Raw genomic sequence first — 17,323 nt, forward strand, 5'->3', positions numbered from 1 at the left:
ATCCGTACACTGCGCCACCTTTTGTCCCGGTGGGCCTGAAAATGCTGTTCATGTTTCGTATGTTGTTGATGGGCCTGCACTTTATTCTGGCGGGCATGCTAGGGCTGATCCTCGGACTGTGCCGCCCCTTCAATCCGGATAACAGTCGCTTGTGCGCCCGCCTCTATGCACTGCCGGCCATGTGCATTTTGCGTCTGCGGGTGAAGGCCGATGTCGGATCGTTGATGAACAAGCCCGCCAGTTGCGTGATCATCGCCAATCACCAGTCCAACTATGACCTGTTCGTGTTCGGCAACGTCGTGCCGCATCGAACCGTGTGCATCGGCAAAAAAAGCCTGAAATGGGTACCGTTGTTCGGGCAGTTGTTCTGGCTCTCGGGGAATGTGTTGATCGATCGCGGGAATGCGCACAAGGCCCGCCGGTCGATGCTGACAACCACCGAGACTTTGCAGCACAAGGACACCTCGATCTGGGTGTTCCCGGAAGGCACGCGCAATCTGGGCAAAGAGCTGCTGCCATTCAAGAAAGGCGCGTTTCAAATGGCCATCGCCGCCGGCGTGCCTATCGTTCCGGTCTGTGTCAGCAGCTACATCAAGCACATGCGTCTGAACCGCTGGCGCAGCGGGAAAATTCTCATACGCTCGCTGCCGGCGATTCCCACCGCCGGCCTGACCATGGACGACATGCCCATGCTCATCGCTCGATGCCGTGAACAGATGCGCGAGTGCATCGATGACATGGATCGACAGCTTCAAGCCGCGTGAAAAGGAAACCCGCCCTGTGCGGGTTTTCTTTTGCCCGGTGAACTGTGCAGATTTCACTGACTCTCAAGCAGCGACACGGCTAAGCTGAAGCCATGTCTCCCCTGCCATCTGCCAAGAAGAAGTGAACCACCACCATGGGTCGAGTTGTTGCTGCTGCGGTTTACAGCGCCGGTAAGAAAGTCACCAATATTTCCCTCGATGAAGGCGCCGCCTGGGCCGCCAAGACCGGGCACTTTGTCTGGATCGGCCTCGAAGAACCCAACGCCCAGGAACTGGCCAATCTGCAACGCCAGTTCAACCTGCACGAACTGGCCATCGAAGACGCCCTGGAAAAACACAGCCGCCCGAAGCTGGAAACCTTCGGCGACGCCCTGTTCATCGTCACTTACTCACCCGTGCGCGAACACGGCATCCTGCAGTTCATTGAAACCCATATCTTCGCCGGCAAGGGCTACATCATCACTGCGCGCAACGGGCATTCCGCGTCCTACGCCCATGTCCGCCAACGCTGTGAGGCGCGACCGCTGTTGCTGGAACACGGGGAAGATTTCGTACTGTATGCCCTGCTGGATTTCGTGATTGAAAACTATCAGCCGGTGGGTGAAGCGATCCACGCCGAGATCGATGAACTGGAACGCAACGTGCTGTGCAGTGCACTGAATGAGCACGACATCCAGAAGCTCCACGGTCTGCGCCGCGACGTTCTGCGCCTGCGTCGATACGCAGCGCCGATGGTGGAAATCGGCGAAGAATTGCAGAAGCTGAGCTTCCCCTTCATCGACAAGAACATGCGCCCGTACTTTCGCGACGTGCAGATCCATGTCACACGGCAGATGGAAGACCTGACCACTCTGGCCGAGATTGCGAGCCAGACCATCGAGATCGGTGTGTTGCTGGAGGCGTCACGACAGAGTGTGGTGCAGCGCAAGTTCGCGGCATGGGCGGCGATTCTGGCGTTCCCGACAGCGATCGCCGGGATCTACGGCATGAACTTCCAGAACATGCCGGAACTGAGCTGGCATTACGGCTATTTCGCCGTGCTGGGGTTTATCACGGCGGGCTGCGTGGGGCTGTGGGCCAGTTTCAAGAAATCGGGCTGGCTGTAAGCCCGAAAGCGCCCCCCGCGGTCGACACGAGGGCGCTCCGGTTCAAGCAGCGTTTGGCTTGTGCGCCACAAAACGCATCATCCATTCCGCCACCGTGGTGCCGTGGTGATCGTTCTCAAGGCTGGCCACGCCCTTGCTGTAGATCTGTTCGCCCAGCGCTTCCTGACGCAGGTCCAGCAACGCTCGCGAATAGTCATGAATGAATTCCGGGTGCCCCTGGAAGCACAGCACCTGGTCGTTGATGTGATAAGCGGCAAACGGGCAGAAATCGCTGGAGGCAATCACCGTGGCGTTCTCCGGCAACGCCGTCACCTGATCCTGGTGGCTGATCAGCAGCGTCAGTTCTTCGCGCACCGGGTTCATCCATGGAGCCTTGGCCGCCAGCTTGTAGTTGTGGGTGCCGACACCCCAGCCCTGGGTCGCACGCTCGCTCTTGCCACCCAGCAACAGCGCCAGCAATTGATGGCCGAAGCACACGCCGAGCAGTTTGTCGCCGCGTTCATAGCGGGTCAGCAGGTATTGCTTGAGCGTCTGGATCCACGGATCAGTGCCGAACGAGTCCGCCTTGCTACCCGTGACCAGGTACGCATCGAACGTCAGGTCATCACTCGGATACTCGCCCTGCATCACGTTGTACACGGTGAACTCGGCGGCGATCGGCTGCTTCGAGAACAGGCGCTGGAACATCTGCCCGTACCCCTGATATTCATCGACCAGTTCCGGACGCAGGATGTCGGTTTCCAGAATGCAGATGCGTAGCGACATAAAAAATTCCTGACACGTGATGGGAATAATGCACACCCCAGAGCCTGCCCTGAAATCACCCGGCAAGGCAAGCCCCGGAATGCTTCCCGTACCGTCAGAACAGCCCGCCGCTGGCAGCCTTTTGCAGCAACAACGCCGGCGGTGCGAAACGCTCGCCATACTGTTCGGCCAGGTACTGGGCCCGTGCGACAAAGTCCTTCACGCCATATTGATTGATGAACTGCAACGCACCGCCGGTCCAGGTCGCGAACCCGATGCCGAAGATCGAACCGACGTTGGCATCCGCCGTCGAGGTCAATACCCCCTCCTCAACACAGCGCACAGTTTCGATGGCTTGCACGAACAGCAACCGGTCCCGCACATCTTTCGGTGAAATCTGCCCGTCGGCTTTCTCGAAACGGGTTTTCAGCTCGGGCCACAGGTGCTTCTGGCCTCCAGCCGGGTACTCATAAAAACCGCCTCCCGCTGCCTTGCCCGGCCGCTTGTATTCGTTGAGCAGCAAGTCAATCACGGCGAACGCGGGATGCTCAATCAGCGGTTTCCCTTCCGCTTGCAGGTCTTTGGCCGTTTGTTGGCGGATATGACTCATCAGGCTGAGGGAAACTTCGTCAGAGATTGCCAGCGGTCCGACAGGCATCCCCGCCTTGCGCGCTTCGGTCTCGATCATCGCTGCGTTGATGCCTTCGCCGAGCATGGCAATGCCTTCGTTGGTGAACGTGCCGAACACCCGCGAGGTGAAGAAGCCACGGCTGTCGTTGACCACGATCGGCGTTTTCTTGATTTGCAGGACGAAATCGAACCCGCGTGCAAGGGTTTCGTCGCTGGTCTGCGCGCCCTTGATGATCTCTACCAACGGCATTTTTTCCACAGGACTGAAGAAATGCAGGCCGATGAACTTGCTCTGATCCGGCACCGCCGTCGCCAGGCCAGTGATGGGCAGGGTCGAAGTATTGGAGGCAATCACCGCGTCGGCACCGACCACCTGCTGCGCCGCTGCCGAGACCTTGGCCTTGAGCTGACGATCCTCAAACACCGCCTCGATGATCAGATCGCAACCTGCCAGATCGGCATCGTTTTCAGTGGTCCGGATACGCGCCAGCACCGCCTCACGCTGCTGGGCAGTCAGCTGCCCGCGAGCGACTTTCTTGTCCAGCAGCGTTGCCGAATGCGCCTTGCCCTTCTCGGCAGCCGCGAGGTTGATGTCCTTGAGCACCACCTCGACTCCGGCCGAGGCGCTGACATAAGCAATGCCGGCGCCCATCATCCCGGCGCCGAGCACACCCACACGCTTCGTCACATAAGGTGCCAGGCCCTGCGGACGCGAACCGCCGGCATTGATTTCATTGAGCTGGAACCAGAACGTGCCGATCAGGTTTTTCGAGATCTGGCCGGTGGTCAGTTCGGTGAAGTAACGGGTTTCGATCAGGTGCGCGGTATCGAAATCCACCTGCGCGCCTTCCACTGCCGCACAGAGAATTTTCTCCGGCGCCGGCAACGTGCCCTGGGTCTTGGTGCGCAGGATCGATGGCGCAATGGCCAGCATCTGCGCGACTTTCGGATTTGACGGCGTGCCGCCAGGAATCTGATAGCCCTTCACATCCCAACGCTGCACTGGCGCAGGATTGGCCAGAATCCAGGCCCTGGCCTTGGACAGCAGTTCATCGCGATCCGCCGCCAGTTCATCGATCAAACCCGCCTGCAGCGCCTGCTGCGGACGGACTTTCTTGCCCTCGAGCAGATACGGCAGGGCCTTTTCGATGCCGAGCATGCGCACCATGCGCACCACCCCGCCGCCACCCGGCAGCAAACCGAGGGTCACTTCCGGCAGACCGAGTTGCACCGACGCATCGTCCAACGCCACGCGGTGATGACAAGCCAGGCAGATTTCCCAGCCGCCACCGAGCGCCGCACCGTTGATCGCCGCGACCACCGGTTTGCCGAGGGTTTCCAGAGTGCGCAACTGGCCCTTCAGGTTCAGCACCCAATCGTAGAAGGTCTTGGCTTCGGGCTTGCCGACCTTGATCAGTTCATTCAGGTCGCCACCGGCGAAGAAGGTTTTCTTGGCCGACGTAATGATCACCCCGGCAATGTCATCTTTTTCCGCCTGCAAGCGGGCGACACTTTCGGCCATGGCCTCGCGGTACACCGCGTTCATGGTGTTGGCGCTCTGGCCTGGCATGTCGATGGTCAGGACGACGATGCCGTCCTGGCCCTTTTCGTAACGAATGGCTTGGGTCATGACAAGGTTCCTGAGGGTCAGAGGCGTTCGATGATGGTGGCGATGCCCATGCCGCCGCCGACGCACAGCGTCGCCAGGCCGTAGCGCAGTCGCCGGGCTTCCAGTTCGTCGAGCAAGGTGCCGAGGATCGCGCAACCGGTGGCGCCCAGCGGATGGCCCATGGCAATCGAGCCGCCATTGACGTTGACCTTGTCCGGGTCGACGGCCATGTCCTTGATGAATTTCAGCACCACAGAAGCAAATGCCTCGTTGACCTCGAACAGATCGATGTCTTCGACCCGCAGCCCCGCCTTGGCCAGCGCCTTGCGGGTGGCCGGCGCCGGGCCGGTGAGCATGATGGTCGGGTCGGTGCTGGTGACCGCCGTGGCGACAATGCGAGCCCGGGGTTGCAGACCCAACGCTCGCCCTTTGGCCTCGGAGCCGACCAGCATCAGCGCCGCACCATCGACGATGCCCGAACTATTGCCAGGTGTGTGCACATGGTTGATCCGCTCGACGTGGCTATAGACCCGCAGCGCCGTGGCGTCGAAACCCATCTGGCCGATCATCTCGAAGCTCGGCTTGAGCTTGCCCAGACCTTCGAGGGTCGACTCGGCGCGAATGAACTCATCGTGATCGAGCAGGATGATGCCGTTCTGATCCTGCACCGGCACCAACGATTTGTCGAACGAACCGTCGGCCCGGGCGCGGGCGGCTTTCTGTTGCGAGTGCAGCGCGTAGGCATCGACGTCCTGACGGCTGAAACCTTCAAGAGTGGCGATCAGGTCGGCACCGACACCTTGCGGGGTGAAATGGCTGTGCAGATTGGTCTGCGGGTCCAGCGCCCAGGCGCCGCCGTCACTGCCCATCGGCACGCGGGACATGGATTCGACCCCGCCGACCACCACCAGCTCTTCGAACCCGGAACGCACTTTCATCGCGCCCAGGTTCACCGCTTCCAGCCCAGAGGCGCAGAAGCGATTGATCTGTACGCCAGCGACGCTGACGTCCCAGTCAGCCACTTGCACGGCAGTCTTGGCGATATCCGCGCCCTGGTCGCCAATCGGCGTTACGCAACCGAGCACCACGTCATCGACCTGGCTGGTATCCAGCTCCGTGCGGCTCTGCAATGCGGTCAACAGCCCGGCCACCAGGTTCACCGGTTTGACGCTGTGCAGCGAACCGTCGGCCTTGCCTCTGCCACGGGGCGTGCGTAACGCGTCGAAAATCAAAGCTTGGGTCATGGCGTTCTCGAACCTGTGCGATGAGTGAAATTCGTGCTCCCACTCTTGGCCGGGACGCTCACGGATTCAATGACCACAGCGCTCAATGACGTTGACGTGCACGCTCAGACGGACGGTCATTTCCGGTCAGGTTAACCGGTTCAGGTCAGCAAGCTGTCTAGCAAAAGGGCGGCAAAGAAGCTGGCAAAGGGCCTCATGCCTTTTTAATCGCGACTGGTAGCAAATACATGTGAAATGGATCTAAGCCAAGCGTGACGCGGGCCCTAAGGTGAACATGTACGTCGTTGTCGTCGGGTTTTGCCGGGGCAGGCGTTCTTCTACAGGAAGTGCAGCGCTTGCCGTCATGGACACGCAGGCAGGCATCAGGAAATAACAAAAAAGGCGGTCAAGCCATGTTCAAACAACCGAAAGTTCGTCAAGCGGGGCTCATCCTTTTCGCCACCACGCTGTTATTGATTTTGCCGAACCTGACCAAGGTGATTGGCTGATTCAAGCGGCGGGTGTTGCTCATCGCCACTCAAAATGTGACTGGCCCGCTATCCGGGCCAGCATGGCTGTGCCACTCTTTGCGCACTTCCACGACATGGACGGCGATCAATTGAAAGCACTCATTCTGTTCGGGGGCATGCTGCTGAGCATGTCCTTGTCTGCTGCTCAACTGGATCTGCAATTGGGCGAGAACAGTCGCACCTGGCAGACCGAGGAACTGCTCAAGCATCCTCAGGTGCAAACCCTCACGATCAGGAATGATGTGTCCTACAAGAAGGACATGACTTATCGCGCCGTGCCGATTGCCGCGCTGCTGACCGGCATCAAACCTGAAGATCACCTGCAAGCCGTGGCACTGGACGGTTTTGCCGCCGAGCTGGCCGCTGCGCCGCTGCTCGACACCAAAGGTTCCCGGGCCTGGCTGGCCATCGAAGACCCGGCCCACCCGTGGCCGCCGCTGTCGGAAGGCAAGCACAGCGCCGGGCCGTTCTACCTGGTGTGGACCGATCCGCAGGCCGGCAATATCAGCCCGGAACAATGGCCGTTCGAAGTGGCGAGCATCAAACGCATGGCTCCAGTGGCCGAACGTTTCCCTGCCCTGCTGCCGGATCCTGCCTTGAAGGCCGATGACCCGGTGAATCAGGGGTTTGCACTGTTCCAGAAAAACTGCCTGGCCTGCCATCGACTCAATGGTGCGGGGGATGCGCAATTCGGTCCGGATCTGAATATTCCGTACAACCCGACCGAATACTTTGGCGCGGACTTCCTCAAGCGCTATATCCGCGATCCGCAGAGCTTGCGCCAATGGCCGCAGGCGAAGATGCCGGGGTTCTCCGCCGAAGTGTTGCCGGATGCGGATCTGCAGAAACTGGTGGGGTATTTGCAGCACATGGCCGGGCGCAAGGTTAAACCCTGAGACATGCCTTGTGGGAGCGAGCCTGCTCGCGAAAGCGGTGTGTCAGATAATCCCGCGAGCAGGCTCGCTCCCACAGCCTATTGCTGTTGCACCGAGATGACCGGTGTCGGCGCGACCAGCACCTTCGCATGCATCTGCTCTGCCCCGCCTCCCCGGCGCATGCCCCGCACCGGGCAGGCATCCAGGTAGTCCAGCCCCACCGCCAGTTTCAAGTGCCGCTCCGGCCGCGCCAGTTCATTGGTCACGTCAAAGCTGTACCAGGCGTCATCGATCCAGGCTTCGGCCCAGGCGTGGCTGGCCAGGTGTTCGCAATCCTCGCTGTACAGATAGCCCGACACATACCGCGACGGCACCCCCAGACTGCGTGCACAGGCCAGAAACGCATGGGCATGATCCTGGCAGACTCCCGCGCGCCCGGCGAACGCCTCGGCGGCGCTGGTATCAACTTCGGTGGAGCCTGGCGTATAGGTCATGTGCTGGTTCAAGCCATGCATCAAGTCGATCAGCGCAGTGCGGTCGCGCCGCTGTTTGCAGGACTTCTCGGCAAATGCCCGCAACGCCTCGTCCGCCTCGGTCAGCCGGGTGAAACGCAGGAACGGCAGCGCCGACTGGCGTTCATGTTCCGCTTCGCGCCTTTCGTCGATATCGACCTGCCCCCGAGCGCCGATGATGATCGCTTCGTGGGGCTCGTCCATGGTCAGGACATGCAGGATGTTGCCGAACGGATCGAGCTGGGCCCGCACCGGGCGCGGCAGGTCGAGTTGCCAGCTCAGCACATGCTGGCGTTCGCTGTCGTGAGGGGTCAGGCGCAGGTACTGGATGCTCGCCCGCACCTGATCTTCGTAGTGATAGGTGGTTTCGTGGCTGATGGAAAGTCTCATGCGGCCTCCAGATAGGAACTGTGAATGGCGTTGCCCAACTGGCGCACCAGTGGAATGAATTCGGTGAGCCAGGCGTGCAGCCCTTCCTCGAGGATTTCGTGGATGCCGGTGTAGCGCAGGCGTGCGTCCATTTCCGCCGCCAGCCGTTGCGCCGGGCGACCGTTGGCCCCTGGCAGTTGCGCGAGGATCTGGTCGATTTCTTCGGTGCAGGCCCGCAAAGAGCGCGGCACATCGGCACGCAACAGCAGCAACTCGGCAACATGCCGGGCGCCGGGGGCATCGCGATAGATCTCGGTGTAAGCCTCGAACGACGACAGCGCCCGCAATAACGCACTCCACTGGTAATAGGCGTGGGCAGTGCCGTCACTGACAGCCTCGGCCTGATCGCCGGCCATTTCATAGCGGGCGTCGAGCAGCCGCAACGTGTTGTCCGCCCGCTCGATGAAGGTACCCAGGCGAATGAAGCGGAACGCGTCGTTGCGCATGATGGTGCCGTAGGACGCACCGCGAAACAGGTGCGAACGTTCCTTGATCCACTCGCAAAACCGGCTCATGCCATAGCGGCTGAGGCCCTGGTTGGCGATCCCGCGGATCTCCAGCCAGGTGGCGTTGATGTTCTCCCACATGTCGGCGGTGATCCGCCCACGCACCGCGTGGGCACTGGCTCGTGCCGCGCCGAGGCAGCTGTAGATGCTCGCCGGGTTCGCAGCGTCGAGGGCGAAGAAATGCAGCAATCGCTCGGCATGCAACTCGCCGTGGCGCTCAAGGTAATCATCCAGGGTGCCGGTGATCATCAACGGCATCGCCAGTTCATGCAGGCCATCGCCACGGCCGTCCTGCGGCATCAGCGACAGCGAATAACTGACATCGAGCATGCGGGCGAGGTTTTCCGCCCGCTCCAGGTAACGCGACATCCAGTACAGATCCGAGGCAGTTCTACTTAACATGGCAGGCTTCCTTCAGTCCTCGACCACCCAGGTGTCCTTGGTTCCGCCGCCCTGGGATGAGTTCACCACCAGAGAGCCTTCACGCAAGGCGACACGGGTCAAACCGCCGGGCACGACCCGGGTTTCGCGACCGGACAGTACGAACGGACGCAGGTCGATATGGCGCGGCGCAATGCCGTTTTCGACAAAGGTCGGACAGGTCGACAGCGACAGCGTGGGTTGCGCGATGTAGGCGTAAGGCCTGGCCTTGATCCGCTCGCGGAACGCATCGATTTCCGCCGCCGTCGCCGCCGGTCCCACGAGCATTCCGTAACCACCGGAGCCCTGGGTCTCCTTGACCACCAGATCGGCAAGATTGGCCAGCACATGGGAAAGTTCAGACGGGTTGCGGCATTGCCAGGTCGGCACGTTCTGCAGGATCGGTTCTTCATCGAGGTAGAAACGGATCATTTCGGTGACGAACGGATACACCGACTTGTCGTCCGCCACGCCGGTGCCGATCGCATTGGCCAAAACCACGTTGCCGGAGCGATAGGACGACAGCAATCCCGGCACACCAAGCATCGAGTCCGGACGGAACGCCAGCGGATCGAGAAACGCATCGTCGAGACGGCGATAAATCACATCCACCGCTTTGGGACCGTCGGTGGTGCGCATGAAGACTTTGTCGTCGCGCACGAACAGATCGGCACCCTCCACCAGTTCCACGCCCATTTCCCGAGCCAGGAATGCATGCTCGAAAAATGCGCTGTTGAATCGCCCCGGCGTCAGTACCACGACACTTGGGTCATCGAGAGGGCTTGAGCTTTTCAGGGTATCGAGCAACAGGTTCGGGTAATGGTCGATGGGTGCGATGCGCTGGGCCGCGAACAGCTCGGGGAACAGGCGCATCATCATCTTGCGGTCTTCGAGCATGTAGCTCACGCCGCTGGGCGTGCGCAGGTTGTCCTCCAGGACGTAGTAGGTGCCGTCGCCGTCGCGCACCAGATCGACGCCAGAGATGTGCGAATAGATATCGCGGTGCAGATCCAGCCCTTGCATCGCCAACTGGTATTGCTCGTTGGCCAGCACCTGCTCGGCGGGAATGATCCCGGCCTTGATGATGCGCTGCTCGTGGTAGAGGTCGGCGAGAAACATGTTCAACGCCTTGACCCGCTGGATGCAGCCGCGCTCGACGATCCGCCACTCGCTGGCGGGAATGCTGCGCGGAATGGTGTCGAAGGGAATCAGGCGTTCCGTCCCTTGCTCATCCCCATAGAGCGTGAACGTAATCCCGGCGCGATGGAACAGCAGATCGGCCTCGCGTCGCCGCTGGGCCAGCAGTTCCTCGGGTGTTTCTGCCAGCCAGCGGGCGAACTCCCGGTAATGCGGGCGAACCACGCCGCCGGCATCGTACATTTCATCAAAACTGGTGCGGATCATGCCGTACTCCTTGTCACTCCGGACATGCAGGCCATCGCAAGGCCCGTGCCATCGGCATAAACGCTTTGATTTCAACAGGTTGGATATTCACACCGCACGCACCGCACCATTCCTGTGCGGCAAATGCCTCAACCTGATCACCCCCGCTTCATTGCGACGCAGCACCGTCGCCTATCAGCAGCATAGTCAGAGTTGATTTCACTGCCCGGCGCGGGCTGCGGATAATCCGCCCATCCGCTGCGAGACTTCCCGGGTGAAGCACGCAGCCCCACTGATCCGGCTTGCCCCGGCAAGCCCCTCCCGGCCGTAACCCTGACCGGTTCCCTCTCCTTCCGGTCTTCCCTTTCAGCCACCCTCTGCGGTGCTTTTTTTTGCTCAGTATTCTTGTTTCAGGGTTTTACCGGACGTTTTTCAAGGTGCCGAAACGACAACGGCCGACCCGAAGGTCAGCCGTTGCCGGATGTGTGGCGAGGAGGATCAGTTCAAGCGATGGCGGTTGCGCACCTCCTGCTTCACGCCCCAGCCTTCGATGATGCCGCCCAGAGGCTCGACCACCGCCGAAAACCCCTGTTCGAAATCGCCGATGTCGTCGTAGGTTGCGTACATCACCTTGCTCAATTCCAGAAACCAGGCGCCGTCGTCACGCACACTGATCTGGGCATTGATGGATTCACCGCGAAACTTGCCTGCCGCCCTGCGCGCCCGCTCCTCGTCCGGGAAAATGGCGTAGAACTCGATGGGATGGAATCGGGAAAAATCGAAACCGCCTTCTTTCATGCGGCGCAGCACGTTGCTGCTGATGTCTTCTTGATAGGCTGTGCTCATGAACGTCCCCCTCGCATAGATGGATAGACTTTCCGTATTCCCTGCACCTGGCCGGACGGCTCAAGCGCTGTGACAACCGTGTTGCCGGCGGGAAAACAAGCATGTAGCTGACAAGACCAGACCTTAGCGATCCGTTCGCTGATCTCGCTTGCAGAGTAGCCCCAGGACAGAGCCGCTGCCAAGGTCTGGTGCGTTACCGGGAAAAAGATTTTCAGACGGGAGTAATGCTGCGGATTTCGATGCTGTGCTGGTTTTTCAGGGTCTTCACGCCGGCGTCGGCGGTGCGACCTTCCAGGTCGTTGAGGTCAAGCTCGGCGACAACGGGCAGGAACCGTTCCTTGATGAGCCGGGCGGCTCGCTCATGACTCGGGCATTCTTCGCAATCGAAGACTTCATCGACGGTTTCACCATGATCATCCACGAAAGTGACTTTCCACTTTGACATCGGAGCCTCCTCGATCAAACCCGCAAATGGGCTTACATGTATCTCGACTTTTGTCAGGATTGATCGTTCAAAAGCTTTGCATCGATGCAACATGAAAAACATTTCATCTGCGGGAGCGAAGCGGCTCGCCCCCGCAGTGACGGTGGCCGAACGATCAGTCGTTGCCCGGTTTGTTCACCGCTTGCAGCACGTATTGCGGCAAGGCGAAGGCGCCGATGTGGATTTCAGGGTTGTAGTAGCGGGTGACGATGCCGCTGCCGATGAAGCGCTGCTGCAGCACTTCACGGCTCAGCTTGCGATAGGCCGGGTTGGTCGAGCCCCAGGCGAACGTCATCGAACCGCCGATGTAGGTCGGCACGGCCGCCTGATAGAAGTGCCAGTCCGGGAACAGGCTGCGCAGGCGACCGGCGGTGGTTTTCACCTCGTCGATCTGCATGAACGGCGTGCCGTTCTGGGTCACAAGGATACCGCCCTCGTTCAGGCAGCGATGGCAAGCCTGATAGAAGTTTTCCGAGAACAGCACTTCGCCCGGACCGATCGGGTCGGTGGAGTCGGAAATGATCACGTCGAACTTTTCCGTGGTGGTCGCGACGAAACGCATGCCGTCGTCGATCACCAGGTTCAGGCGTGGATCGTCATAAGCGCCGCTGGAGTGGTTCGGCAGAAACTCCTTGCACATGTCGACCACAGTGCCGTCGATTTCGACCATGGTGATGTGCTCGACGCTGGCGTGTTTGGTCACTTCGCGCAGCATGCCGCCATCGCCGCCGCCGATGATCAGCACGCGCCTGGCAGTGCCGTGGGCGAGGATCGGCACGTGGGTGAGCATTTCGTGGTAGATGAATTCATCGGCTTCGGTGGTCTGGATCACGCCGTCCAATGCCATCACACGGCCCATGCGCGGGTTCTGGAAGATCACCAGATGCTGGTGTTCGGTGCGCACTTCGTGCAGCAGTTTTTCCATGCGAAAACGCTGGCCGTAGCCTTCGTAGAGGGTTTCCAGGTATTCGCTGGTCTTGGTGACGGTCATGTGAAGTGCTCCGATGAATGCGCGGGCGCCAATCGTCAGGTTCGATTGCCCGGGAAAGGCGCGCATTCTACGTTGCCGAAGATGACAGGTCGAACCTTCCGCTGACAGACGACATTTTGAAGCCGCAGAAAGGCAAATGTGGGAGCGAGCTTGCTCGCGAAGAGGCCATCCGACTCAACACATTTGCTGAATGAAAAATCGCCTTCGCGAGCAAGCTCGCTCCCACAGGAAAGAACCTGTTCAGTTGTGAAACTAAATCCGCACATTGCCCCGCGGCCCGGCAATTGCCCAGATGATCAGGCCCAGCACCGGCAGGAGGATGATCAACAGCACCCAGAGGATTTTCATCCCGGTCTCGGCGCCGCTTTTCAGCACATTGATGATCGCCCAGATGTCGAGGGCAAGAATGATCAGGCCGATCAGGCCGTTGAACGTGGAACCCATGGTGTCGCTCCGGAATAGTGGCGTGCACTTTTAGGATAGACGGTCACGCGCAGGGTTCCCTTTTATTGCATTCAGACGTGGACGGCGACCTTCAAGGCTTCCAGCGAAGGCGCAGCGGCGATGCCCACTTCGGCGCACAGCTCCAGCACTCGCGGCACGTCGTTGCCGTAGACCAGCACCACTTGCAGCTCGTCGTCGAGCAACTGGCTGAAGTTCATCAGCGTGTAACCGCCGTTTTCCTTGTTCAGGCTGCTCATCTGCACCTGAATGCGATTCAGCGCGGTCAGGGCTTCGGTCCTGGCCAGTTGCTTGGGCTTGAGGTTGAACGCCACGTTCGGACCGAACGAGGCGATGATCCGGGCGAACAGGTCAACGTAGTTGTCGGCCTGGAACAGCACAGTCTCCGGCAGGCTGCCGACCACGACCCACTCGCCCAGCGGAATCGGGAAGGTGTCGTCGTAGTTGATGTCCGGGTTGGCGGTCAGAAAAGCATCGGCATCGGCGTAGGCCTGTGCGGCTTCATCGGCGACCTTCTGGATCTCGTCTTCGCCCATGCAGCCGGAGCTGATTTTGCTGATGAGTTCGGCGAGTGCGGCTTTCATGGGGCAGGTCCTGTGGCGAAGGAATTTCGAGGGCGCGAAGGATAGCGCATTCTCGTCCTCGCCACAGAGCCGGTTGCGGATCGACGGTTTCAGCCCAGCAGTTTTTCCAGCTGCGCGGCGGTGTCCACGGCCCCCATGGTGCGCGCCGCATCCAGCGCGGTAACGCCGTTGGCGTCCTTGGCTTTCGGGTCGGCGCCCTGGTCGATCAGATACTCGACGATCTCGACCCGGTTGAACATCGCCGCCATCATCAATGCAGTGCGACCGTCGAAGGAAGCACCTTCAATCTGCGCCCCGCCGGCCACCAGGGCCTTGACCACGGCCAGATCGCCCTTGAACGCGGCGCCGGCAATCGGACTCTGGCCATTGCCATTGCGCTTTTCAGGATCGGCCTTGTGCTTGAGCAGCACTTGCACCGCGTCCACATGCCCGTAGTAGCTGGCGAGCATCAGCAGGGTATCGCCCTTGCTGTTGGTGAGGTTCACCGGCAAACCGGCCGTGATCAGGCGATCCAGCATCACCGCGTCACCTTCGCGCGCCTTGTTGAATACCTGCTCGGTGAATTCGGCAGCTTCTTCGGGCGTCATCTGGCGGCTTTGGTCGGACATGGGGCAACTCCACTTCGGTCAATCGGAAAGCCGCTAGTTTCCCGAGCGTGGCGATAGCTGTCACCCCCTTTTTTTCGAGACGGCCAATAGCCAATATCAATAACGCAATTTGCCTGCGCGGATATCCGCAAGGATTTCATCCGTCACCTGTTCGTAGGTTTCAGTGCCCGGCAGCCAGGCGTAGACAGGGTCGTCCCCCGTCACGCCCGGGTCGAAGCCTTCGTTTTTAAGGCGCGTCTTCTGGTATTTGAACGTGCCGGTGGTTTCCATTTTCACCTTGACCCTCAGGAACAGCGGTACCGCGTAGGACGGCATGCGCTGGCGGGCAAACGCCAACAGCTCGGTGAAATCCAGAGTCGCCAGGGACTCGGCCGGTGTAATCGCTGCCATCCCGGCGCGACCGTTGGTGTTGGGGATTTCCACGCCATAGGCCACGGCTTCGGAAATGTGCGGATGCTGCAGCAAGAGGTTCTCGACCTCGGTGGTCGAAACGTTCTCGCCTTTCCAGCGGTAGGTGTCGCCGAGGCGATCGACAAATTGCGCATGGCCGAAGCCGATGTTGCGCAGCAGATCACCGGTATTGAAGAAGCGGTCACCCTTGGTGAATACATCCTGCAGCACGACCTTGGCGGTTTTCTGCGGATCCGTGTAGCCATCCAGCGGCGCCTTGTCGTCGATTCGCGCCAGCAACAGCCCTCGCTCGCCCCGACCGACCTTGCGCATGAAACCGTCGTCGCCGCGAACCGGTTCGCCGCTGTCCTGATCGTAAGCGACCAGCTCCCAGGCCATCAGCGAAAAACCGATGGTGTTGTCGAAATTGAGGATGTTGGTGAAACCGATATTGCCGTCGCTGGCTGCATACAGTTCGCAGATGTGATCCACCGCAAAGCGGGTCTTGAATTGAGCCCAGGCCCCTGGTCGCAAGCCGTTGCCGATCATCTTGCGCACGTCATGGCGGCTGTCATCGCTGCTGGCCGGCTGATCCACCAGATAACGACACAACTCGCCGACGTAGCCGATGGTGGTGGCACGGTAGCGCCGCACATCGCTCCAGAACTGACGGGCGCTGAACTTGCGGCGAATGGCGAAACCCGACGCGCCATTGACCGCCGAACCCCAGCACACACAAAGCCCGGTGGCGTGATACAGCGGCAAGGTGCAATAGACGATGTCGTCCGGACGCATGTCGAGGGCGATCATGCCGAAGCTCGCCGAACTGCGCATCCAGCGCCCATGCTTGAACACCCCGGCCTTGGGCAACCCGGTGGTGCCGGAGGTGTAGATGTAGAAACAGGGATCGTCGAAGAAAATCTGCCGGCTGCTGGCCGGGTTGTCGCCTGGCGCATCGGCACTGGCGCTGATCAGATTGGTGTAACCCTGCGGGGCGATGCCCGGATGACTGAACGTATCCTGATCGGCCACGAACCAGCTGCGGGCCGGCGCAATCGTCACTTGCTCGCGTACTGCTGCAAACGCTGGCAGCAACTCCTCACCAACGACGATCGCCACCGGCGCCACCAGATTGATGCTGTGGATCAGCGTGTCACGGGTCTGCGAAGTGTTCAGCAGCGCACTGACAGCACCGACCTTGGCCAGCGCCAGAATCGTCACCAGCAGTTCCGGACGGTTCTCTATGAACACGGCTACCACATCGCCTTTGCCGATGCCCTGCCCGATCAAATAATGAGCAATGCGGTTGGCCCACTGATTGACCTGGGAATAACTGAGCACCACCTCGCCCGACAGCAGCGCGGGACCCTCGGGATTGCGCAGGGTCGCTTGTTCGAATGTCCAGCCAAGGCCACAGGTCTGGGTCGGATCCTTGACGTTGGCCACCTTCAGGCCTTTCACCACCCGCGGGATGGCTTTGGCGATCGTCGGCAGTTTGCGGAGCATCATGCCCCAGGTAATCGTGTCGCCAGACGCGTGACTCATGGCAGCTCCCGTTGGGCCTTGACGTGCAGGCCGGATTTTTATTGTCGGGCAATCGGGTGAGGCAACCGGCGCTTCTTGAGCGAGGGTCGAGGCCGAAAATACGTCAGGGCTTCTCGGGCTGTACACGCGGTTTTTGCAATGTTTTGTATCCGTCAGCGCTACAGGACGAAGCGTGATCGCGGCCCGATGCAATGGTTCCATCAGATCGACAGCAATCCCGCAAAATGCAGGATGCACGATGGCCATTCATGCAGATTGCACGACAACCTGAATTTCAAATATCTGTAACTTATTGATTTATAAGTAATTTACAAAAACAAAAATACTGGCACAATCACTGCAACTCCCTCCGCATGCTTGCCCTTCAAGTGCATACGGAGCTGAAAGACATGAGCCTGATTCAAGAAAAATTTACCTCCCTGTTCTCCAACTTCGCCGTCACTACCCAGCCACGTCCCGATGGCGGGATCCTGCTGACGCTCAAGAGCGCCGACGGCAAAGTGTTCAAGCGTGCGCTCACCTATCAGCAATTGCATGCCGCCGACCAACTGTCGTGGGCGATCAGCGCCATTCGCCGTGATCTGGCGGAACAGGCCAGCGAGCTGCCGCAAATCGGCATGCTGCAAAGCCAGCAGCGTTTTGCCCTGCCGACCTATCACTCGATGTAACGAACACTGCATAA

The 17,323-nt window shown here is 60.1% G+C and carries 17 protein-coding genes; 4 read left to right on the plus strand and 13 right to left on the minus strand.

Features of this window, described 5'->3' with window-relative positions:
• Positions 1 to 41 precede the first annotated feature (41 nt).
• Positions 42 to 764, plus strand: coding sequence for a 1-acylglycerol-3-phosphate O-acyltransferase (locus tag BBF94_RS05500; protein ID WP_065258042.1), 723 nt, complete (start codon positions 42 to 44; stop codon positions 762 to 764).
• A 134-nt stretch (positions 765 to 898) separates the two neighbouring features.
• On the plus strand, positions 899 to 1,870 hold the full coding sequence (locus BBF94_RS05505) for a magnesium and cobalt transport protein CorA (RefSeq protein WP_065258043.1): 972 nt from the start codon (positions 899 to 901) through the stop codon (positions 1,868 to 1,870).
• A 42-nt stretch (positions 1,871 to 1,912) separates the two neighbouring features.
• Here BBF94_RS05505 and BBF94_RS05510 read toward each other — a convergent pair whose 3' ends face one another.
• The 3 genes from BBF94_RS05510 to BBF94_RS05520 all read right to left on the minus strand — a co-directional run bounded on the left by BBF94_RS05510 (position 1,913) and on the right by BBF94_RS05520 (position 6,097).
• The gene (locus tag BBF94_RS05510; RefSeq protein ID WP_065258044.1) at positions 1,913 to 2,635 is read right to left on the minus strand and encodes an amidotransferase; all 723 of its coding nucleotides are present in this window, start codon (positions 2,633 to 2,635) and stop codon (positions 1,913 to 1,915) included.
• A gap of 94 nt (positions 2,636 to 2,729) precedes the next feature.
• A complete protein-coding gene (locus BBF94_RS05515; protein ID WP_065258045.1) occupies positions 2,730 to 4,874 on the minus strand; it encodes a 3-hydroxyacyl-CoA dehydrogenase NAD-binding domain-containing protein in 2,145 nt (714 codons plus the stop codon).
• Between the two features lie 17 nt (positions 4,875 to 4,891).
• The gene (locus BBF94_RS05520) at positions 4,892 to 6,097 is read right to left on the minus strand and encodes an acetyl-CoA C-acetyltransferase (RefSeq protein ID WP_065258046.1); all 1,206 of its coding nucleotides are present in this window, start codon (positions 6,095 to 6,097) and stop codon (positions 4,892 to 4,894) included.
• Positions 6,098 to 6,680: 583 nt separating this feature from the next.
• On the opposite strand from BBF94_RS05520, the gene BBF94_RS05525 reads away from it, so the two are divergent.
• The gene (locus BBF94_RS05525) at positions 6,681 to 7,502 is read left to right on the plus strand and encodes a c-type cytochrome (RefSeq protein ID WP_065258047.1); all 822 of its coding nucleotides are present in this window, start codon (positions 6,681 to 6,683) and stop codon (positions 7,500 to 7,502) included.
• 77 nt (positions 7,503 to 7,579) lie between these two features.
• Here BBF94_RS05525 and BBF94_RS05530 read toward each other — a convergent pair whose 3' ends face one another.
• The 10 genes from BBF94_RS05530 to BBF94_RS05575 all read right to left on the minus strand — a co-directional run bounded on the left by BBF94_RS05530 (position 7,580) and on the right by BBF94_RS05575 (position 16,641).
• Entirely contained in the window at positions 7,580 to 8,383 is an 804-nt protein-coding gene (locus BBF94_RS05530) for a transglutaminase family protein (protein ID WP_065258048.1), read from the minus strand.
• Complete coding sequence (locus BBF94_RS05535) at positions 8,380 to 9,330, minus strand: alpha-E domain-containing protein (RefSeq protein ID WP_065258049.1); 951 nt, start codon at positions 9,328 to 9,330, stop codon at positions 8,380 to 8,382. The genes BBF94_RS05530 and BBF94_RS05535 overlap by 4 nt, the downstream gene beginning before the upstream one ends.
• A gap of 12 nt (positions 9,331 to 9,342) precedes the next feature.
• Positions 9,343 to 10,752 carry a circularly permuted type 2 ATP-grasp protein gene (locus BBF94_RS05540; protein ID WP_065258050.1) on the minus strand — a complete coding sequence of 470 codons (1,410 nt, stop codon included), beginning with the start codon at positions 10,750 to 10,752 and terminating at the stop codon, positions 9,343 to 9,345.
• Positions 10,753 to 11,229: 477 nt separating this feature from the next.
• Positions 11,230 to 11,577 (minus strand): ribonuclease E inhibitor RraB, encoded by a 348-nt coding sequence (locus tag BBF94_RS05545; RefSeq protein WP_065258051.1) that lies wholly within the window; start codon positions 11,575 to 11,577, stop codon positions 11,230 to 11,232.
• Between the two features lie 211 nt (positions 11,578 to 11,788).
• The gene (locus BBF94_RS05550) at positions 11,789 to 12,022 is read right to left on the minus strand and encodes a hypothetical protein (RefSeq protein ID WP_065258052.1); all 234 of its coding nucleotides are present in this window, start codon (positions 12,020 to 12,022) and stop codon (positions 11,789 to 11,791) included.
• Between the two features lie 154 nt (positions 12,023 to 12,176).
• The gene (gene speE, locus BBF94_RS05555; RefSeq protein ID WP_065258053.1) at positions 12,177 to 13,052 is read right to left on the minus strand and encodes a polyamine aminopropyltransferase; all 876 of its coding nucleotides are present in this window, start codon (positions 13,050 to 13,052) and stop codon (positions 12,177 to 12,179) included.
• A gap of 252 nt (positions 13,053 to 13,304) precedes the next feature.
• Positions 13,305 to 13,496, minus strand: a complete 192-nt coding sequence (locus BBF94_RS05560) for a PLDc N-terminal domain-containing protein (protein ID WP_003223221.1) — start codon at positions 13,494 to 13,496, stop codon at positions 13,305 to 13,307.
• 71 nt (positions 13,497 to 13,567) lie between these two features.
• Positions 13,568 to 14,098 carry a hypothetical protein gene (locus tag BBF94_RS05565; RefSeq protein WP_065258054.1) on the minus strand — a complete coding sequence of 177 codons (531 nt, stop codon included), beginning with the start codon at positions 14,096 to 14,098 and terminating at the stop codon, positions 13,568 to 13,570.
• 89 nt (positions 14,099 to 14,187) lie between these two features.
• Complete coding sequence (locus BBF94_RS05570) at positions 14,188 to 14,706, minus strand: ankyrin repeat domain-containing protein (protein WP_065258055.1); 519 nt, start codon at positions 14,704 to 14,706, stop codon at positions 14,188 to 14,190.
• Positions 14,707 to 14,802: 96 nt separating this feature from the next.
• Positions 14,803 to 16,641 (minus strand): long-chain-acyl-CoA synthetase, encoded by a 1,839-nt coding sequence (locus tag BBF94_RS05575; RefSeq protein WP_065258056.1) that lies wholly within the window; start codon positions 16,639 to 16,641, stop codon positions 14,803 to 14,805.
• 389 nt (positions 16,642 to 17,030) lie between these two features.
• On the opposite strand from BBF94_RS05575, the gene BBF94_RS05580 reads away from it, so the two are divergent.
• Positions 17,031 to 17,309, plus strand: a complete 279-nt coding sequence (locus BBF94_RS05580; RefSeq protein ID WP_065258057.1) for a DUF3509 domain-containing protein — start codon at positions 17,031 to 17,033, stop codon at positions 17,307 to 17,309.
• Positions 17,310 to 17,323 lie beyond the last annotated feature (14 nt).

Source organism: Pseudomonas bananamidigenes, assembly GCF_001679645.1.
Classification (GTDB): Bacteria; Pseudomonadota; Gammaproteobacteria; order Pseudomonadales; family Pseudomonadaceae; genus Aquipseudomonas; species Aquipseudomonas bananamidigenes.